This is a genomic window from Joostella sp. (assembly GCF_048266025.1).
GTDB classification, from domain to species: domain Bacteria; phylum Bacteroidota; class Bacteroidia; order Flavobacteriales; family Flavobacteriaceae; genus Galbibacter; species Galbibacter atrarenae.
This window is the reverse complement of the sequence record NZ_JBLXAF010000001.1, coordinates 339,536-355,309: the sequence shown is the minus strand read 5'-3', so window position 1 is coordinate 355,309 and position 15,774 is coordinate 339,536. Positions and strand designations below refer to the sequence as shown.

Below are 15,774 nucleotides of genomic sequence, written 5' to 3'. Positions count from 1 at the left end.
ACCCATATAAACTCCAACGATACACTTTTTTACACACTTCTAAATATTTTTAAAATTCATGAAACCACTACTTAACTTTGATTTTCAAATACTTACATATTTATTTGGGTTTTAATTATTCTGCGGTATAGATATAGCTATATACTAATCAGAAAGAAATTATTTAATAACATAAAATTCAACATATTATGAAAAAGATAGTATTAGCATCAGCATTAGCATTAGGAAGTTTCGCATCGTTTGCAGCAACACCAGTAATTTTTCACGACGGAATCGCAGAAGAAATATATGTGAACCAAGATGAGTATCAAGAAATTGAAGTAGCAGAGGTTCCTCAAGCCATTACAGATGCACTTGCAGCAGATTTCCCAGGAGCTACGATTTCAAAAGCATACAAAAATGAAGCTTCTGAGTACAAAATAGAAGTTGCAGTAGGAGAAGAAACAGCAACACTTTATGCTAGTGAAAGCGGAGAGTGGATTCAAAAGTAAATGACGAGTAAGCTTCGTTTATTTTAATTACGTTTGATTAAAAAGGTTTGCCAATTGGCAAACCTTTTTTTGTTTGCATCCTACTAATTTCAGAAGATAGAAATATATCAAATCGAATTAATACAATATGATTTTATCGATTTTTAAAAGCTTTGTTTTGAATTGCGTTATTGCCTCCGTGTAGGAATTACTCAGTTTTGTGTTCTATTTACACACTTTTAAACTGTTTTGTTCAATTCCCAAAAAGACGTTTCTAATGTAAACGACTGTTATATAGCTGTTTATTTGGTTTTTTAAGATTCTGGTATAGAAATAGCTTTTAATAAAGTAAGTATTTAAATAATAGTTTAATCAAAAAAAATATAGATATGAAAAAGTTAGTATTAGCATCAGTTATAGCATTAAGTAGTTTTGCATCTTTCGCAGCTGCACCAGTAGTTTTAAATAATGAAACAGAAATTCATGTAGTTCAAGATGAATATACTCCGATAGATACTTCAGAACTTCCATCAGCAATTACAGATGCATTAGAAGCCGACTTCCCAGGAATTGAAGTTTCAAAAGCATTTAAAAATGATGAAGGAGAATATAAAATACAAGTAGTTGTAGGAGATCAAACTTCAAATTTATATGCTACAGAAGATGGAGAATGGATTCAGAAATAATCATATAAACGTGTTTTTCTGATTTTATAGATTAACGTTAGAACATTTATAAGAAATTAAGAATCTTAATTAGATAATAGCAAAGCACATAAAAGTGCAAAACAAAGTCATATTTTGTTTAAGGGATGGTGAAAGCCATCCTTTTTTTATGATTTTTTTTAAAAATGCCGTGTAATAACTTCCTATTTTTGTAGAAACCCACTATAGAATGCCAAAAATCTTATTGATAGAAGATGATGTTACTTTTTCAGCAATGCTGGAGCGATTCTTAAAGAAGAATGGCTTTACGGTAGACGCTACGTATTCATCAGAAGAAGCAGGGAAAAAGCTTTCCAACAATACTTACGACCTAGTTTTTACAGATTTGAGACTTCCTGATGATGATGGGATTGCGGTTTTAATTAAAGTAAAAGAAAAGCATCCAGATACACCTGTAATTTTAATGACAGGATATGCAGAGGTATCTACTGCGGTAAAAGCAATGAAAAAAGGAGCTTTTGATTATATCTCAAAGCCTTTTAATCAAGATGAAGTTTTAATAGTTATTCAAAATGCTTTAAAAAGCGATCAACAATCAAGTGGACTTTCATCAGAAAAAGCAACAAGTACTAAGCAAAATAAGTCAGGTAAAAATAAAAATGCACTTCCTAAAAAAACGGTAGCAGGAATAAGCGCTGCTTCCACAAAGTTAAATGAGTATATAAAATTGGTAGCACCCACAAGTATGTCTGTCTTAATTACTGGAGATAGCGGTACAGGGAAAGAAGTGGTTGCTAAGAGAATTCATGATAATAGTAGCAGAAAAGATTTTAGTTTTATTGCTGTAGATTGTGGAGCTATTCCTAAAGAAATCGCTGCCAGCGAATTTTTTGGGCATGTTAAAGGTTCTTTTACAGGTGCTGTAAATAATAAAATTGGTCATTTTGAAGCTGCTAACGGCGGAACCATTTTTTTAGATGAAGTAGGAAATCTTTCTTATGAAAATCAGATACAACTCCTAAGAGCGCTTCAAGAGCGTAAAATAAAACCAATAGGAAGTAACCAAGAAATAGAGGTAGATATCCGATTGATTACAGCTACCAATGAAGACTTATTAAAAGCTGTGGAAACGGGTCAGTTTCGAGAAGATCTTTACCACCGATTAAATGAGTTTTCTATAAAAGTGCCTAATTTATATGAAAGGAAAGAAGACCTTTTAATTTTTGCCGATCATTTTTTAAATATGGCAAATGAGCAGCTTGATAAAGATGTGGTAGGTTTTTCTGATGAAGTAATAGCCATTTTTCAGCAGTACAAATGGCCAGGGAACTTACGAGAGATGTCTAATGTTATAAAGCGCTCTGCTTTATTAACCCAAGGGGGACTTATCGAAAAGAATGTATTACCTATGGAAATAACTGCGCCACCAAAAGAACGCAGTCAAGTGAAATCTTTTTCCACTAAAGACAATGAGCGCGATCTTATTATAAATGCTTTAAATGAAGTGGGAAATAATAAATCTAAAGCTGCAAGGTTACTTAATATCACCAGAAAAACACTTTACAATAAGATAAAAGAGTACGAGATAGAAGCTTAATTTTCTATGTGCTTATCTATAGCTGCAAATGTTAGTTTTATATTTTTCTTAAGCGCTTTATAGTTGGCACGTAATTGCTTTTTATCTTCGTCTTTAAAATGTTCTAAAAAGTTAAGAATTGGAACTACGGTTTGAGCATCTATTTGCTTGAACATAGTCTGCATTTTATGGCCAATTTTTCTGATTTCCTCAAGATTTTCATTGTCGATATGAACTTTTAAATCTTTGAGATCTTTTTTAGTATTTTCTTTAAAAACACTCAAAATATGAAGCATTGCTTCTTCGTCGCTTAAAAAAGAACTTAAAGAAGAGAGGTCGTAAAGCCTATCTTCATTATTCGCTTTTGTAGAAACCTCTTTGTTTTCAATTGGGGTTTCCGACTCATTAAGTACAATAGAAACTTTATTAAGAAGTGCTTTAGGCTCGTAGGGTTTAAACAGAAACTCTGCAAATCCTGCTTCTATATAACTTTCTTTATTGAGATCTTTCCTTCCAGTTACTGCAATTATTGGTTGATTGTTGTAATTATACTGAGCTTCCGAACGAAGTGTTTCAGCAAAATAAAATCCATTAAAAGACGGAAGCTGAATATCTGTTATAATAAAATCATATGCTATAGTTGTAATCTTTTCTAAAGCCTTTTTCCCACTGTTAAAAGCAAAAACTTTGATGTTATTATTCTCTAAGATTTCTTTATTTAATCTAAGAAGCGTTTCATCATCATCAATAACAATTGCTGTGTACTTTTTATCAGCCATTGTTAACGGATTCTCTTCATCAACGATATTATCTTGAAGTTCTTTTTTTAATACAGGTTCTTGCGTGCTAAATTCAACAGGAAAAACAAAAGAAAAAGAACTCCCTTTTCCTTCTTTACTTTCTAAATATAAGTTCCCGTCCAACAGATTACTTAACTTCCTAGAAATAGTAAGTCCAAGTCCGCTTCCTCCATATTTTTTCTCGGTATCACCTTCGGCCTGCGTAAACTCTTCGAATATAATTTTTTGTTTCTCTTTCTTGATTCCTATTCCAGTATCGATAACAGATATTGACAATAATTCTTTATGGTCGCTCGTTTTCTTTAAGCGTGCTTTCACGGTAATACTTCCCTTTTCTGTAAATTTATAGGCGTTTCCAATTAGGTTAGATAATATCTGTTTCACCCGAAAAGGGTCTCCTAATAAAAGCTTATCGATAGCCTCATCAATATCAATAATCAATTTGATGTCTCGCGTAGCATAAATAGATTGCACACTTTCAGCAGTTTCAGTAATCAATGTATTTAGATCATAAGAAATTCGCTCGATATTAATTTTTCCAGCTTCCAGCTTCGTAAAATCAAGCAAGTCGTCTACCAATTGTGTTACATAAGAAGAGGCATTTTTTATGCGGTCTGTATAATGCGATTCTTTTTCATTTAAGTTACCATCTTTAAGTAATTCTGTGTAGCCTAAAATTGTACTCAATGGCGTTCTAAGGTCGTGACTTACCATAGATATAAGTTGCTCTCGACTTTTTAATAAAAGCTTATTGTGCTCGTTAGAATCTTCAATTTGCTTTTTATATTGTTGACTCCGCCATGAGTCTCTTAATATGATGATTGAAAATAAAACCACTAAAATAGCTCCAATAATGGCGGCGATTGTGATTACTCGAATACTTCTCTGGAGTACACGTTCTCTTTCTATGTTTAAAGCTCTCGCATTGTTTACAAATTCATTTTCGAAAGCTGCTAGAATTTGCCTTAATTGTTGAGAGGTGTTAAGATCGTTTCTTAATAACTGTCGCTCTTTTATTGCTAATGATAATTTCTGAGAAGAAGTCTCTTTTTTTACATTCTGAAGCATTTCTCTAGAGGCAGTTACAATAGAGTCTAATGTCTTCTGATCTACAGAATTACTAGCATCTCTTGGAATATAACGGTTATTAATATCGATATATTCTAATAGTTTCTCCTTAGTTTCAGGATCTAAATTATCAGGATCTTCAACAAAATCTTTTAAAGATAACCTTCCCAATTGATCTTCAATATTAGAAAGTTTTTCAATAGTACTTTCTATAGTTTTTTCTGAAGTGTCATTTATTCGGAGTTTTCTGAGGTCTTTAATGTTTTTTATTTTCTGCTGAAGTAAAAAATTAACACTGTCTAGTAACTTAGATTGATACGGTTGATTAATAAGCTGCTTTATAGAATCTATCTGTATGGAAATAGAGTCGTTTTTTTCTAAGAAATCGAGATATGGTTGCCTGTAATTAGATTGAATGGCAGAGCGTGCAAAACTTTCACTTTCATACATTAAAGTAAGAAGCTTGCCTATGCGGAGTATTTTGTTCTTCTCTTTGGTCTCATCTTGCTGCGCCTGTGTAAAAGAGCTTAGCTCTTTAGAAACCAACCATCCAACCACAACAACCAATGAGACTAAAGCGAGGTAACTTAGTAACACCTTTAAAGGAATTCTGCTCTTCGATTTTTCCATTTTTTAAAGGTAAATAAACCTTGTTAAAAGCTTCTAAAAGTTTTCTCAAAATATTTCTGTATAGAGCAATCTGTTTTGTAGATTTGCGGCATCTCAAAAGGGGTGCTTTTTAATTATAGCGGATATATGAAATTATTCATTTATAATCTAAAAAGGCTGAGATTATACCCATGGAACCTAGAACAGGTAATGCTGTTTAGGGAGACCGAGCTTAAAAGCGGTTTTAAATGTAAATTTGAAAAGATATAAGTAACTGTCTTTTCGAGCGGAGTCGAGAAACAAATATTTCTACAAAGCTTTTTTACAGGTAATAATTTAATTTTAATCAAACGAAGAATAATTACCCCTTTTATTCGTAAACAAATTACGAATGAAGTTTTTATTCACATTTTTCAGTTTTTTATTTTTAGCGGTAGGCGTTAGTACTGCCCAAGAATTTAAGGTTTCAGGAACTTTTACAGATCAAGAAGGTATTGGAGTTCCGGGAGCAACCGTATTATTAGAGAACAGTAATACTGGTACACAAACCGATGCAAATGGCTATTATGAGCTAGAAATTCCAGCAGGAACACACACTATTATTTTTACTTTTTCTGCTCAACATCCAATTAAAAAGACAATCGAAGTAACAGAAAACACACAATTAGATATTCAGATTGCGGAAGATAATGTTATGTTGGATGAGGTTTTAGTATCTGCTATTCGTGTTACTGCAGATTCTCCAGTAACTTTTTCTAATCTTTCAGCAGAAGATATCGAGCCTAGAAATCTAGGTCAAGATATTCCTGTTTTAATGGGGTATTTGCCTTCCGTTGTTACTACTTCCGATGCTGGTGCTGGAGTTGGATATACAGGGATTCGCGTCCGTGGAAGTGATGCTACACGTGTAAATGTAACCATCAACGGGATTCCATATAACGACTCTGAATCTCATGGTAGTTTTTGGGTGAATATGCCCGATTTTTCCTCTTCAGTAGAAAATTTACAATTGCAACGTGGTGTAGGGACATCTACAAATGGAGCGGGTGCCTTTGGAGCAAGTCTGAATTTATTAACAGATGCTGTTGCAGAGAATCCCTATGCTGAGATCTCTGGGTCTATAGGAAGTTTCGATACTCGTAAAGCAAATATAAAGTTCAGTTCTGGGAAATTAAATGATCATTTTGAAGTTTCAGGAAGACTTTCAAGAATTAAATCCGATGGGTATATAGATAGAGCATCTTCAGATTTAGAATCTTACTTTTTACAAGGAGCTTATGTTGATGATAATACATTGATAAAAGCATTGGTTTTTGGAGGACACCAAATTACTTATCAATCGTGGAATGGTATTGAGCAATATCAAATCGATGCGTATGGAAGAACTTTTAATAGTGCGGGTGCAATTTATGATGAGAATGGAAATGTAGTTGATTATTATGACAATGAGGTTGACGACTATAAACAAGACCATTTTCAATTACATTGGAATGAGCAAATCTCAGAAAATTGGAATACAAACCTAGCTATTCATTATACGCGAGGGAGAGGTTTTTTTGAGCAATACCGCCAAGATGATGATTTTGATACATACGGTTTCGATCCTATTACTGTAGATGGAGATCTGGTAAATACAACCGATTTAATTCGTAGAAGATGGCTGAGTAATCAGTTTTATGGAACTACATTTTCTGCTAAATATGAGAATGAGAAAGTAGAATTTATTGCTGGTGGAGCTTGGAATAAATATGAAGGCGACCATTACGGAGAAATTATTTGGGCTCGTTATGCTGCAGACAGTGAAATTCGCGATCGATATTACAATGATAATTCTGTGAAAACTGACTTTAATGCGTATGCTAAGCTGAATTATAAATTAACAGACGATTTAAGCTTGTATGGAGATTTGCAATACCGTTATGTTTCCTATCAAGCTAACGGAGACGATACCGGTTTGGTAGATGATGACTTTAATTTTTTCAATCCGAAAGCGGGACTTACTTACACTATTAATAATGCTAATAACCTTTATTTTTCTTATGCTCGCGCTAATAGAGAACCAAATAGGAACGATTATGAAAGTGGCGATCCTGAGCCAGAAGAATTAAACGATTTTGAATTAGGTTGGCGTTATTCAAGTGCTAAAATTAAAGTGAATGCAAATACCTATTATATGCGTTACAAAAACCAATTGGTGCTTACAGGAGCGCTTAATGATGTTGGAGCGCCACTTCGTGAGAATGTTGGAGATAGCTATCGTTTAGGGCTGGAAGTTGATGCAACCTTCTTTTTTGCTGATAAATTTTTACTGAAACCCAATTTTGCATTGAGTACAAATAAGAATTTAGATTTTTATACTCAAATAGATGGGCAAGTAACAGATTTAGGCGACACAAATATTTCGTACTCTCCTAACTTTGTAGCAGGAAATACGTTTACATATTTGCCGATAGATAATCTTCAACTATCGTTGCTTTCTAAGTATGTTTCTGAGCAGTATTTAGGAAATTCTGATGTAGAAAATTCTAAGTTGAAGAGTTATTTTGTAAACGACTTTAATGTGCAATACACCATAGAAACAGATAGTTTCTTTAAGTCGATTGTGTTAAGTGGTTTGGTAAATAATATTTTTGATGCTGAATACATTTCTAATGGATATTATTATACTTACGATGTTGGTAATGACGATGGTTCGACCACTACGTATGATGGAACTGGATATTATCCACAAGCAGGAATTAACTTTTTAGTAGGCGCTACTATTACATTTTAGATTTAAAACATCAAAGAAATAATTAAAGCACCATTCAAAACTCTTATGTTTTTGATGGTGCTTTTTTGATGCTATTATTTACATTAACTTTGAAATACTTTATAAAATATGCATCAATGGTAGATCGTTTTTTTCAGCATTTAAACAAATTTGTTGAGGTAACCGAAGAAGAGTTTCAAGAGATTACCAATTATGTTGAGGTAATTACATTACGTAAGAAGGAATGTATTATGTCAGCAGGGAAAATATGTGATGCTAATTATTTTGTTTTAAGCGGCTGCCTTCATATGTTTTTTACTGATGAAAAGGGAGTAGAAAAAACCTTGCAATTTGCTATTGAAAATTGGTGGATTTCTGATGCACAGGCACTTTATCATCAGAAGGAAACAGAATTTAATATTCAGGCAATTGAAGCTTCAGAAGTATTAGTTATAAAAGCAAATAAAGAAAAGGAGTTATTAGAGCGTTTCCCAAAACTGGAGGTATATTTTAGAAGTATTTATCAAATTGCATACGGTGCAGCTTTAAAACGGATGCAATACATTTTTAGCTTTTCAAAAGAAGAAATTTTCTTCCGATTTAGAGATGAATTCCCCGAGTTTGTAAATCGCGTTCCTCAATATTTAATAGCTACTTTTTTAGGATTGACTCCAGAATACCTAAGTAAATTACGCGCTAAATAATTTTCTTAATCTAGATTAATTTTTTTATAACTTATAGTCTATATTTTTGTTGAAAATATAGATTGTTAATTATGGAGAAAAGAATTCAAATAGATGCGTTAGAACCTGAAGCTTATAAGGCAATGTATGCGCTAGAAAAATATTTAGGAACAACAAAATTGACTAATACCCATAAAGAACTTATTAAGATTAGAGCTTCACAGATAAATAGTTGTGCATTTTGTATTGATATGCATACTAAAGATGCTTTAAAGTACGGCGAAACACAACAACGTATTTTTTTAATAAGCGCTTGGAGAGAAACTGATTTATTTTCGGAAGAAGAAAAGGTGATTTTACAAATAACAGAAGAAGTGACTTTAATTCATCAAAAAGGATTATCGTCGGAGGTGTATAAAAAGGCACTTCAATTTTTTGATGAAAATTATTTAGCACAGATTATTATGGCAATTACTACCATAAATGCATGGAATAGAATTGCTGTAAGTACACACAAACCATTTTAAAAAAAGAACAATGAAATTAATAAGTAAGATTTTAATGCTTTTTGTATTAGCTTTTGCAAGCTGTAATACAGAAAATCCTAAAAAGGAAAATGCTGAGGTTGTAGCCGCTCCAGAAGAGAAAAGTGTAGCTGCCCCAACAAAAGAGATTGATGAGAACCTGCCCACTATTGGATTGTTAATGTATGATCAGGTTTTAATGACCGAAGTTACTGCTGCAATAGATGTATTTTCTAAGCATACGGAAGCAGGAGAGAAACTGTTTAATGTAGTTACAATTGCCGAGACTTTAGACCCTGTAACCACAGAAGAAGGACTTGTTATCGTACCAGACAATACTTTTGAAAATGCGCCAAAGCTAACTGTACTTTTTGTGCCTAGTGCATATGATATGTGGACAGCTGTTAGAAATGAAAAGCTAGTTAATTTTATTATTGAAAAAAATAAAGAAACTAAATATACTGTTAGCAATTGTGGTGGTGCGCAACTTATCGGTAAATCTGGAATTGCTAGTGGGAAGAAAATCGTAACATGGATTGGCGGTGGAGAGCAGCTTCAAAAGGACTACCCAGATTTATTGGTACAAGATGATGCTAAAGTGAGTTATATGGAAGACGGAAAATTCCTTTCTTCAAATGGAAATTTAGCGAGTTATATTTCTTCTTTGGAGCTTTTAGAAAAAATGAGTAGTAAAGAACAACGACTGTTTGTAGAATCGTATTTGTATTTAGATAGACTGAAAGACTGGAATTTTGATGATGAGGAATAATAATTCCCTAAGAACATAAAAAAAAATGGCGTTAAGAGAAAAAACCTTAACGCCATTTTTATTTTTTTGGAGGCTCTAAATTTAGTTTAAAGCTCTAATTGTATAATCGTAACCGATTTATAATAGCATTTTTTCAATTTCTTTCCAGCTTCCAACACGTTGATGACCGTTGTCACCAGATTTGTTATTGTGAGGTTGTGTAAAGAGGATGGATTTCCCTTCAAAAGGGTCAAGGTTTTTAAAATGATCATCGATTAAGAAATCTCCTTTTACAGCCACTTTCGATCCACATAAAATTATTTGTTTCCATGATAAAAATGGGAAATGCTCTTCCAACCAATCGTATTTTTCTCGTAAACTATTTGGAAATTCCATAGCAGAAGAAACGATAAAAATCTCATATGCTTTATTTAGTTTTTCCATCACTGAAACAGCATCTTTCATAACAGGTGGATTTCTAAAAAAACCTTCTTGCCTAACATGCTTTTCAAAATTAGGAAAAGCTTTGTCTTCAGAGATTCCAGAAATTTCTTCTTTAGTAATCCTATTCGCTGTTTCTTCAAATTCTAAACGAATAAATTGTTCGTAGGTGTCTGCTAAAACACCATCCATATCTACAAGTAATCTTTTCATTATTTATTCTAGTATAACTATTGTTTCTTTATTTTCTGGCGGATTCTTGATTCTCACTTTTATGGAGGTATAGTTCCATTGGTCTTCAATTTTATCAGCAGAAACATCCATAAGTCCTTTTCCGTTTTCTCCATTAATTTTAATGGTATAAGATACAGAATTGTTGTTATTGGTATATTGAATTTCTCCTTCTACTAGAGAGAGTTTATTTATAGGATCTAATGTTCCTAAAACAGTTTTTACACGCTCATTTGCTTGTGCTTTTTCTAAGGCATTTTCATATAAAGCGGTTTCATTATAACCTTGTACGTAATTTGTAAGATGTTTATTAGATCCCGATTGATAATATAAAATAAACAAAGCAGTGATAATAACCAATGTAGGGAAAAACCATTTCTTGTTTTTCTCCCACCAGCTTTTTTGTGGTAGCAATTCGTTATTCATCACCTAAGTTTTTAATTTGAAATTTTAATAATGCTCCCGTTTGCAGTTACATTATATTCTTGTAATGGATATGTACTTGTTTCTCCTGTAGGTTCAGAAATTAAACTTCCTCCAGCCAGCTCATATTCATATTCTTCACAGCTACATTTACAAGTTACACCGCTCAAAGTCATTGTAGAACAATTGTTTGGAGGATGGTTTGGGCAACTAGCTTCCCAAGCTCTATAACTTCCAAAAAGATTGATAACAAAGATCCCTCTAATCCCTACATTAGAATCGTTAACATAAACCGCGGTTCCTGGAGTTGCTAGACCAGCATACAAAGGTAAATTTAGGTTTATGGAATAGCTAAACCCTGGTTCTATAAGATTAGGATTATCAAAAGAAGAATCATCGCCACTACATGCGCTAAATATAAATAGTGTGAATAAGCTGTATAATATGTGTTTCATTTTTAAATAAATATATTTCGGCAATTTACAATAAATTCAAAATCTAAAGACTTTTTCTAAGGGGTGATATTGCTTAAATAATTAAGAAGGATAAATATTGTAGTATAATATATTTTCTATGATTATTTCAGTATAAACGTTGATTAAAATTTTGTATATTTGTGAGAATTCTCTTTTGATAAAGGGGATTTTTTGTATTTATAAACGATGAAGTTATGAGTAACGTATCATATTACACAGAAGAAGGAATAAAGAAATTAAGAGCTGAATTAGACAGGCTAAAGAGCATAGAACGCCCAAAAGCATCACAAGCAATAGCAGAAGCAAGAGATAAAGGAGATTTGTCTGAGAATGCAGAATATGACGCAGCAAAAGAGGCACAAGGATTATTAGAAATGCGTATTTCTAAATTAGAAGAAACTCTGTCTGGAGCTCGTGTTATAGATGAATCACAATTAGATACCTCTAAAGTATTGGCGCTTTCTAATGTTAAGATAAAGAACCATGCAAATGGTATGGAAATGACTTATAAATTGGTAGCAGAAAGTGAGGCCGATTTAAAAACAGGAAAGATATCTGTAAATTCTCCAATAGGGAAAGGACTTCTAGGAAAGTCTGTTGGAGACATCGCTCAGGTGAAAGTTCCTAATGGAATTTTGGAATTTGAAATATTAGAAATTTCTAGAGACTAAAACTAAATTTCAGTTTTTGGTTTTTTGTATATTTAGATTTCATTACAAAAACCAAAACCGATGCATAGAAGGAAATTTCTTAATCATACAATAGCAACAAGTGTTGGGGCTTCAGTATTAACTACTGGAGCCTTTGCTTTTTCAAAACCATCCAATTTAGAAAAACACAACTTCAAATTAAAATATGCTCCCCATTTAGGAATGTTTAAAAATCTAGCGGGAGATGATGTTATCGATCAGCTAAACTTCATGGCAGATCAAGGTTTTACTGCTTTTGAAGATAATAATATGCGCCAGCGACCAATTGCAGAACAAGAAGCTATGGCCAAAGTGATGCAAGAAAGAGGCATTACAATGGGAGTTTTTGTGGCACATACTATTTATTGGACAAAGCCAAATCTAACCAGTGGTGATGAAAAACTTCGGCAGGAATTTTTAGAAGAAATAAAAGATTCTGTAGCTGTTGCCAAAAGAGTAAAAGCTAAGTGGATTACTGTTGTTCCTGGCCATGTAGATTTAAAATTAGAACATGGTTACCAAACAGCTAATGTTGTAGAATCACTAAAACAAGCATCAAAAATTTTAGAACCTCACGGAATTGTAATGGTTTTGGAACCTTTAAACTTTAGAGACCATCCAGGACTATTTTTAAAGAAATCTGCGCAGGCTTATGAAATTTGTAAAGCTGTTAATTCCCCATCATGTAAAATATTATTTGATGTATATCATCAGCAAATAACAGAGGGAAATTTAATTCCTAATATTGAAGCTTCTTGGAATGAGATTGCATACTTCCAAATGGGAGACAACCCAGGGAGAAATGAACCGACTACGGGGGAAATTAACTATAAAAATATCTTTAAATATATTCATAATAAAGGCTTTGATGGTGTTCTAGGAATGGAACATGGAAATTCAAAAGATGGAAAAATAGGAGAGCAAGCAGTTATTGATGCCTATAAAGAAATGGATAATTTTTAGTAAGGAATATGAAAAAGATAATTGAAGCATTAGGTTTTTCAGAAACAGATAAACTCCTAATAATCCATGCTGATGATGCGGGTTTGTGTTTTGCTGAAAATCAAGCTACAAAATTAGCGTTAGAAAAGGGAATTGTAAATTCTACTAGTATTATGATGCCATGCCCTTGGGCATATGAAATGGTAATGTACGCGAAAGAGAATCCACAATTTGATTATGGAATCCATTTGACGCTTACCTGCGAATGGAAAAATTATAAGTTCGGACCTGTTTTATCACCTAAAGAAGTTCCTAGTCTTGTAGATGAGAATGGATATTTTTATCCTAAAAGGGCAATGGTAAAACAAAATGCAGTTCCTTCAGAAGTAAAAAAAGAATTAAAGGCTCAAATAGAATTAGCGATTTCTTTGGGAATAAAGCCTACACATTTAGACTCTCACATGTTTTGCTTGGGGTTAACAGAAGCGATTATAAATGTATATCGAGAATTAGGAAAGGAGTATAATATCCCTGTTTTTCTTAGTAAACAACTCTTGGGAGATTTTAATATGAATACAGAAAAGTATGTTTTGGAATCTGACTTTACCATTGAGAATGTATTTACAGGAACATGGAGTTGGTTTGAGGGAGAAGGATTGAAAGCATATTATGACCACGCAATTAATAGTTTACAGCTTGGATTTAATATAATATTAATTCACCCGGCTTTTAATGATTCTGAAATGCAAGGAGTGGCTTTTGAGCATCCCAATTTTGGTGCTGAATGGCGGCAAGAGGATTTTGATTATTTTACAAAAGAGAAAACAAGAGCATTATTAGAGAAAAAAAACGTTAAATTAGTTAACTGGAAGGATATTAATAATGCGTTACAAGATCTATGAGTGATAAAATAGGATTAAAGGAGGCAATTTCAATCGGAATAGGAGGAATGGTCGGTGGAGGAATCTTTGCTGTACTTGGCCTTGCAGTATCATTAGCAAAAGGAGGTACTCCTGTTGCTTTTCTAATTGCTGGAATCATTGCTTTATTTACTTCCTATAGTTATGTAAAATTATCACTTGCTTATCCAGATCGTGGAGGTACTGTTAGGTTTATTAACGAAGGTTTTGGAAAGAATATCTTTAGTGGAGGGATTAATAATTTACTCTGGGTGAGTTATATTATTATGCTTGCTTTATACGCTTCCGCCTTTGGTTCTTACGCTCCAAACTTGTGGGAAATTACTGGAGATAATGCTTTAGACTCTCATATTTATTCTAGTGTCATTGTAATATTTGCGACTGCGATTAACTATTATAGCATCAAAGTAGTCGGTAAAATAGAAGATTATGCTGTAATTATAAAATTGGTTATTCTGATAGGCTTCGTTATTATTGGCCTCTACGGACTAAAAGATAGTTCTAGTTTAGATCAATTGGCATTTTCTAACTGGGAGCCACCAATCCAATTACTTACTGGAGGAATGGTGATTTTTGTAGCCTATGAAGGTTTTGAGTTAATTGCTAATTCTGTTTCAGATTTAAAAGACCCAGAGAAGAATGTGCCTAAAGCATATTTCTATGCCGTACTTTTTGTGATCTTTCTATATGTAATTATAGCGGTAGTAACCGTTGGCTCGTTGCCTTTTTCGGAGATTGCAGATGCAGAAGATTATGTATTGGCAGAAGCTGCAAAACCTATGCTTGGCCAGGTTGGATTTACAATTATTACTGTAGCAGCATTAATTTCTACTTTTTCTGCCATTAATGCCACTTTGTATGGCGGGAGTAGAGTGAGCTATGAGATTGCTAAGGATGATGAGTTGCCACATGAATTAACAAGTATGTTTTGGAATCAACCGATAGGATTATTAATTACAGCAATACTAACTTTAGTAATCGTTAATTTACTTAAACTAGAGAGTATTTCTACGGCTGGAAGTGTTGGATTTTTACTCATTTTTGCAACCGTAAATTATGTAGGTTTTAAAAAATCATCAGAAGTAAAAGCTAAGAAATGGATTACCCTTATTGGATTTCTATTGTGCGTGATTGCCTCTTTAGCGCTTATAATTCAGCAATACGGAACAAACCCATTAGGAATAAGCATCTCCCTAGGAATTGTTCTTGTATGTTTTATAATGGAATTTGTGTATAAGCGTTATTTCGACACCTCATCGTAACGGGAATCCTTTGGCAGCCCACCATGGATGGATTTCGATTTCTAGTCTTCCAGCTTTTACCATAGGATCAGAATTAGCTAAGCTATCGGCCATTTTTAACGTAGGAACATTGTAAATAGTAATTCCTCTAATCTCACCATCATCACCAAACGGGCCAGAGATATCTGCATATCCTTTTTCATACATTTTTCCAAGGTGGGATAAATGGAGTTTCTGCAAGCTATCTGCTGTTGCTTTACTTTGAGAACGATTTTTTCCACGTTTTAAAAAAGCAATGAAATATTGTTGCATTAAAATAGTGTCTCCAGTTTTTTCATCCACATAATCAAAGATTTCAAAGCCCTTTTCTGTAAGCTGCTCTTTTAGTTGTAGCGTTGTTAATGAAGGTGTCTTTTCTTCGGAAGTAAGCACTTTTTTAGGCGCTGGTTCTTCACAAGAAATAGTGGTGATAATTATTAAAGTAAACAAAAATAGTTTCATAAGTAAATAGAGGTT

Annotated in this window: 16 protein-coding genes; 11 read left to right on the top strand and 5 right to left on the bottom strand. The window is 33.2% G+C overall.

Annotated features, from left to right (window positions below):
* Nucleotides 1-188: 188 nt before the first annotated feature.
* The 3 genes from ACN0TY_RS01520 (at nt 189) to ACN0TY_RS01510 (ending at nt 2,732) form a co-directional block, all read left to right on the top strand.
* A complete protein-coding gene (locus tag ACN0TY_RS01520) occupies nt 189-491 on the top strand; it encodes a hypothetical protein (RefSeq protein WP_417443098.1) in 303 nt (100 codons plus the stop codon).
* Nucleotides 492-859: 368 nt separating this feature from the next.
* The gene (locus ACN0TY_RS01515; protein WP_417443097.1) at nt 860-1,156 is read left to right on the top strand and encodes a hypothetical protein; all 297 of its coding nucleotides are present in this window, start codon (nt 860-862) and stop codon (nt 1,154-1,156) included.
* Nucleotides 1,157-1,364: 208 nt separating this feature from the next.
* Nucleotides 1,365-2,732 (top strand): sigma-54-dependent transcriptional regulator, encoded by a 1,368-nt coding sequence (locus ACN0TY_RS01510; RefSeq protein ID WP_236957307.1) that lies wholly within the window; start codon nt 1,365-1,367, stop codon nt 2,730-2,732.
* Here ACN0TY_RS01510 and ACN0TY_RS01505 read toward each other — a convergent pair.
* Entirely contained in the window at nt 2,729-5,209 is a 2,481-nt protein-coding gene (locus ACN0TY_RS01505) for a hybrid sensor histidine kinase/response regulator (protein ID WP_417443096.1), read from the bottom strand. The two genes, ACN0TY_RS01510 and ACN0TY_RS01505, sit on opposite strands and share 4 nt — an antisense overlap.
* Before the next feature lie 370 nt (nt 5,210-5,579).
* Here ACN0TY_RS01505 and ACN0TY_RS01500 point away from each other — a divergent pair, with 370 nt between their 5' ends.
* The 4 genes from ACN0TY_RS01500 (at nt 5,580) to ACN0TY_RS01485 (ending at nt 9,916) form a co-directional block, all read left to right on the top strand.
* Nucleotides 5,580-7,961, top strand: coding sequence for a TonB-dependent receptor (locus ACN0TY_RS01500; protein WP_417443095.1), 2,382 nt, complete (start codon nt 5,580-5,582; stop codon nt 7,959-7,961).
* Nucleotides 7,962-8,077: 116 nt separating this feature from the next.
* Nucleotides 8,078-8,644: a Crp/Fnr family transcriptional regulator gene (locus ACN0TY_RS01495; protein WP_417443094.1), complete on the top strand. Its 567-nt coding sequence runs from the start codon at nt 8,078-8,080 to the stop codon at nt 8,642-8,644.
* 71 nt (nt 8,645-8,715) lie between these two features.
* Nucleotides 8,716-9,150 (top strand): carboxymuconolactone decarboxylase family protein, encoded by a 435-nt coding sequence (locus ACN0TY_RS01490; protein WP_417443093.1) that lies wholly within the window; start codon nt 8,716-8,718, stop codon nt 9,148-9,150.
* Nucleotides 9,151-9,160: 10 nt separating this feature from the next.
* Nucleotides 9,161-9,916, top strand: coding sequence for a DJ-1/PfpI family protein (locus ACN0TY_RS01485; protein WP_236957302.1), 756 nt, complete (start codon nt 9,161-9,163; stop codon nt 9,914-9,916).
* A gap of 117 nt (nt 9,917-10,033) precedes the next feature.
* Here ACN0TY_RS01485 and ACN0TY_RS01480 read toward each other — a convergent pair whose 3' ends face one another.
* The 3 genes from ACN0TY_RS01480 to ACN0TY_RS01470 are packed head-to-tail and all read right to left on the bottom strand — an operon-like array spanning nt 10,034 to nt 11,445.
* Nucleotides 10,034-10,549, bottom strand: coding sequence for a 5' nucleotidase, NT5C type (locus ACN0TY_RS01480; RefSeq protein ID WP_417443092.1), 516 nt, complete (start codon nt 10,547-10,549; stop codon nt 10,034-10,036).
* A gap of 3 nt (nt 10,550-10,552) precedes the next feature.
* Nucleotides 10,553-10,993 carry a cytochrome c oxidase assembly factor Coa1 family protein gene (locus ACN0TY_RS01475; protein ID WP_417443091.1) on the bottom strand — a complete coding sequence of 147 codons (441 nt, stop codon included), beginning with the start codon at nt 10,991-10,993 and terminating at the stop codon, nt 10,553-10,555.
* Between the two features lie 11 nt (nt 10,994-11,004).
* Nucleotides 11,005-11,445, bottom strand: a complete 441-nt coding sequence (locus tag ACN0TY_RS01470) for a hypothetical protein (RefSeq protein WP_236957299.1) — start codon at nt 11,443-11,445, stop codon at nt 11,005-11,007.
* 215 nt (nt 11,446-11,660) lie between these two features.
* Here ACN0TY_RS01470 and greA point away from each other — a divergent pair, with 215 nt between their 5' ends.
* Genes greA through ACN0TY_RS01450 form a run of 4 tightly spaced genes read left to right on the top strand, consistent with a single transcriptional unit; the run spans nt 11,661 to nt 15,279 of the window.
* Complete coding sequence (gene greA / locus ACN0TY_RS01465) at nt 11,661-12,137, top strand: transcription elongation factor GreA (protein WP_236957298.1); 477 nt, start codon at nt 11,661-11,663, stop codon at nt 12,135-12,137.
* A gap of 60 nt (nt 12,138-12,197) precedes the next feature.
* The gene (locus tag ACN0TY_RS01460; RefSeq protein ID WP_417443090.1) at nt 12,198-13,118 is read left to right on the top strand and encodes a hydroxypyruvate isomerase family protein; all 921 of its coding nucleotides are present in this window, start codon (nt 12,198-12,200) and stop codon (nt 13,116-13,118) included.
* Between the two features lie 8 nt (nt 13,119-13,126).
* A complete protein-coding gene (locus ACN0TY_RS01455) occupies nt 13,127-13,999 on the top strand; it encodes a polysaccharide deacetylase family protein (protein WP_417443089.1) in 873 nt (290 codons plus the stop codon).
* Nucleotides 13,996-15,279, top strand: coding sequence for an APC family permease (locus ACN0TY_RS01450; protein ID WP_417443088.1), 1,284 nt, complete (start codon nt 13,996-13,998; stop codon nt 15,277-15,279). The genes ACN0TY_RS01455 and ACN0TY_RS01450 overlap by 4 nt, the downstream gene beginning before the upstream one ends.
* Here ACN0TY_RS01450 and ACN0TY_RS01445 read toward each other — a convergent pair.
* Nucleotides 15,271-15,759, bottom strand: coding sequence for a YciI family protein (locus ACN0TY_RS01445; RefSeq protein ID WP_417443087.1), 489 nt, complete (start codon nt 15,757-15,759; stop codon nt 15,271-15,273). The genes ACN0TY_RS01450 and ACN0TY_RS01445 overlap by 9 nt on opposite strands.
* Between the last annotated feature and the right edge of the window lie 15 nt (nt 15,760-15,774).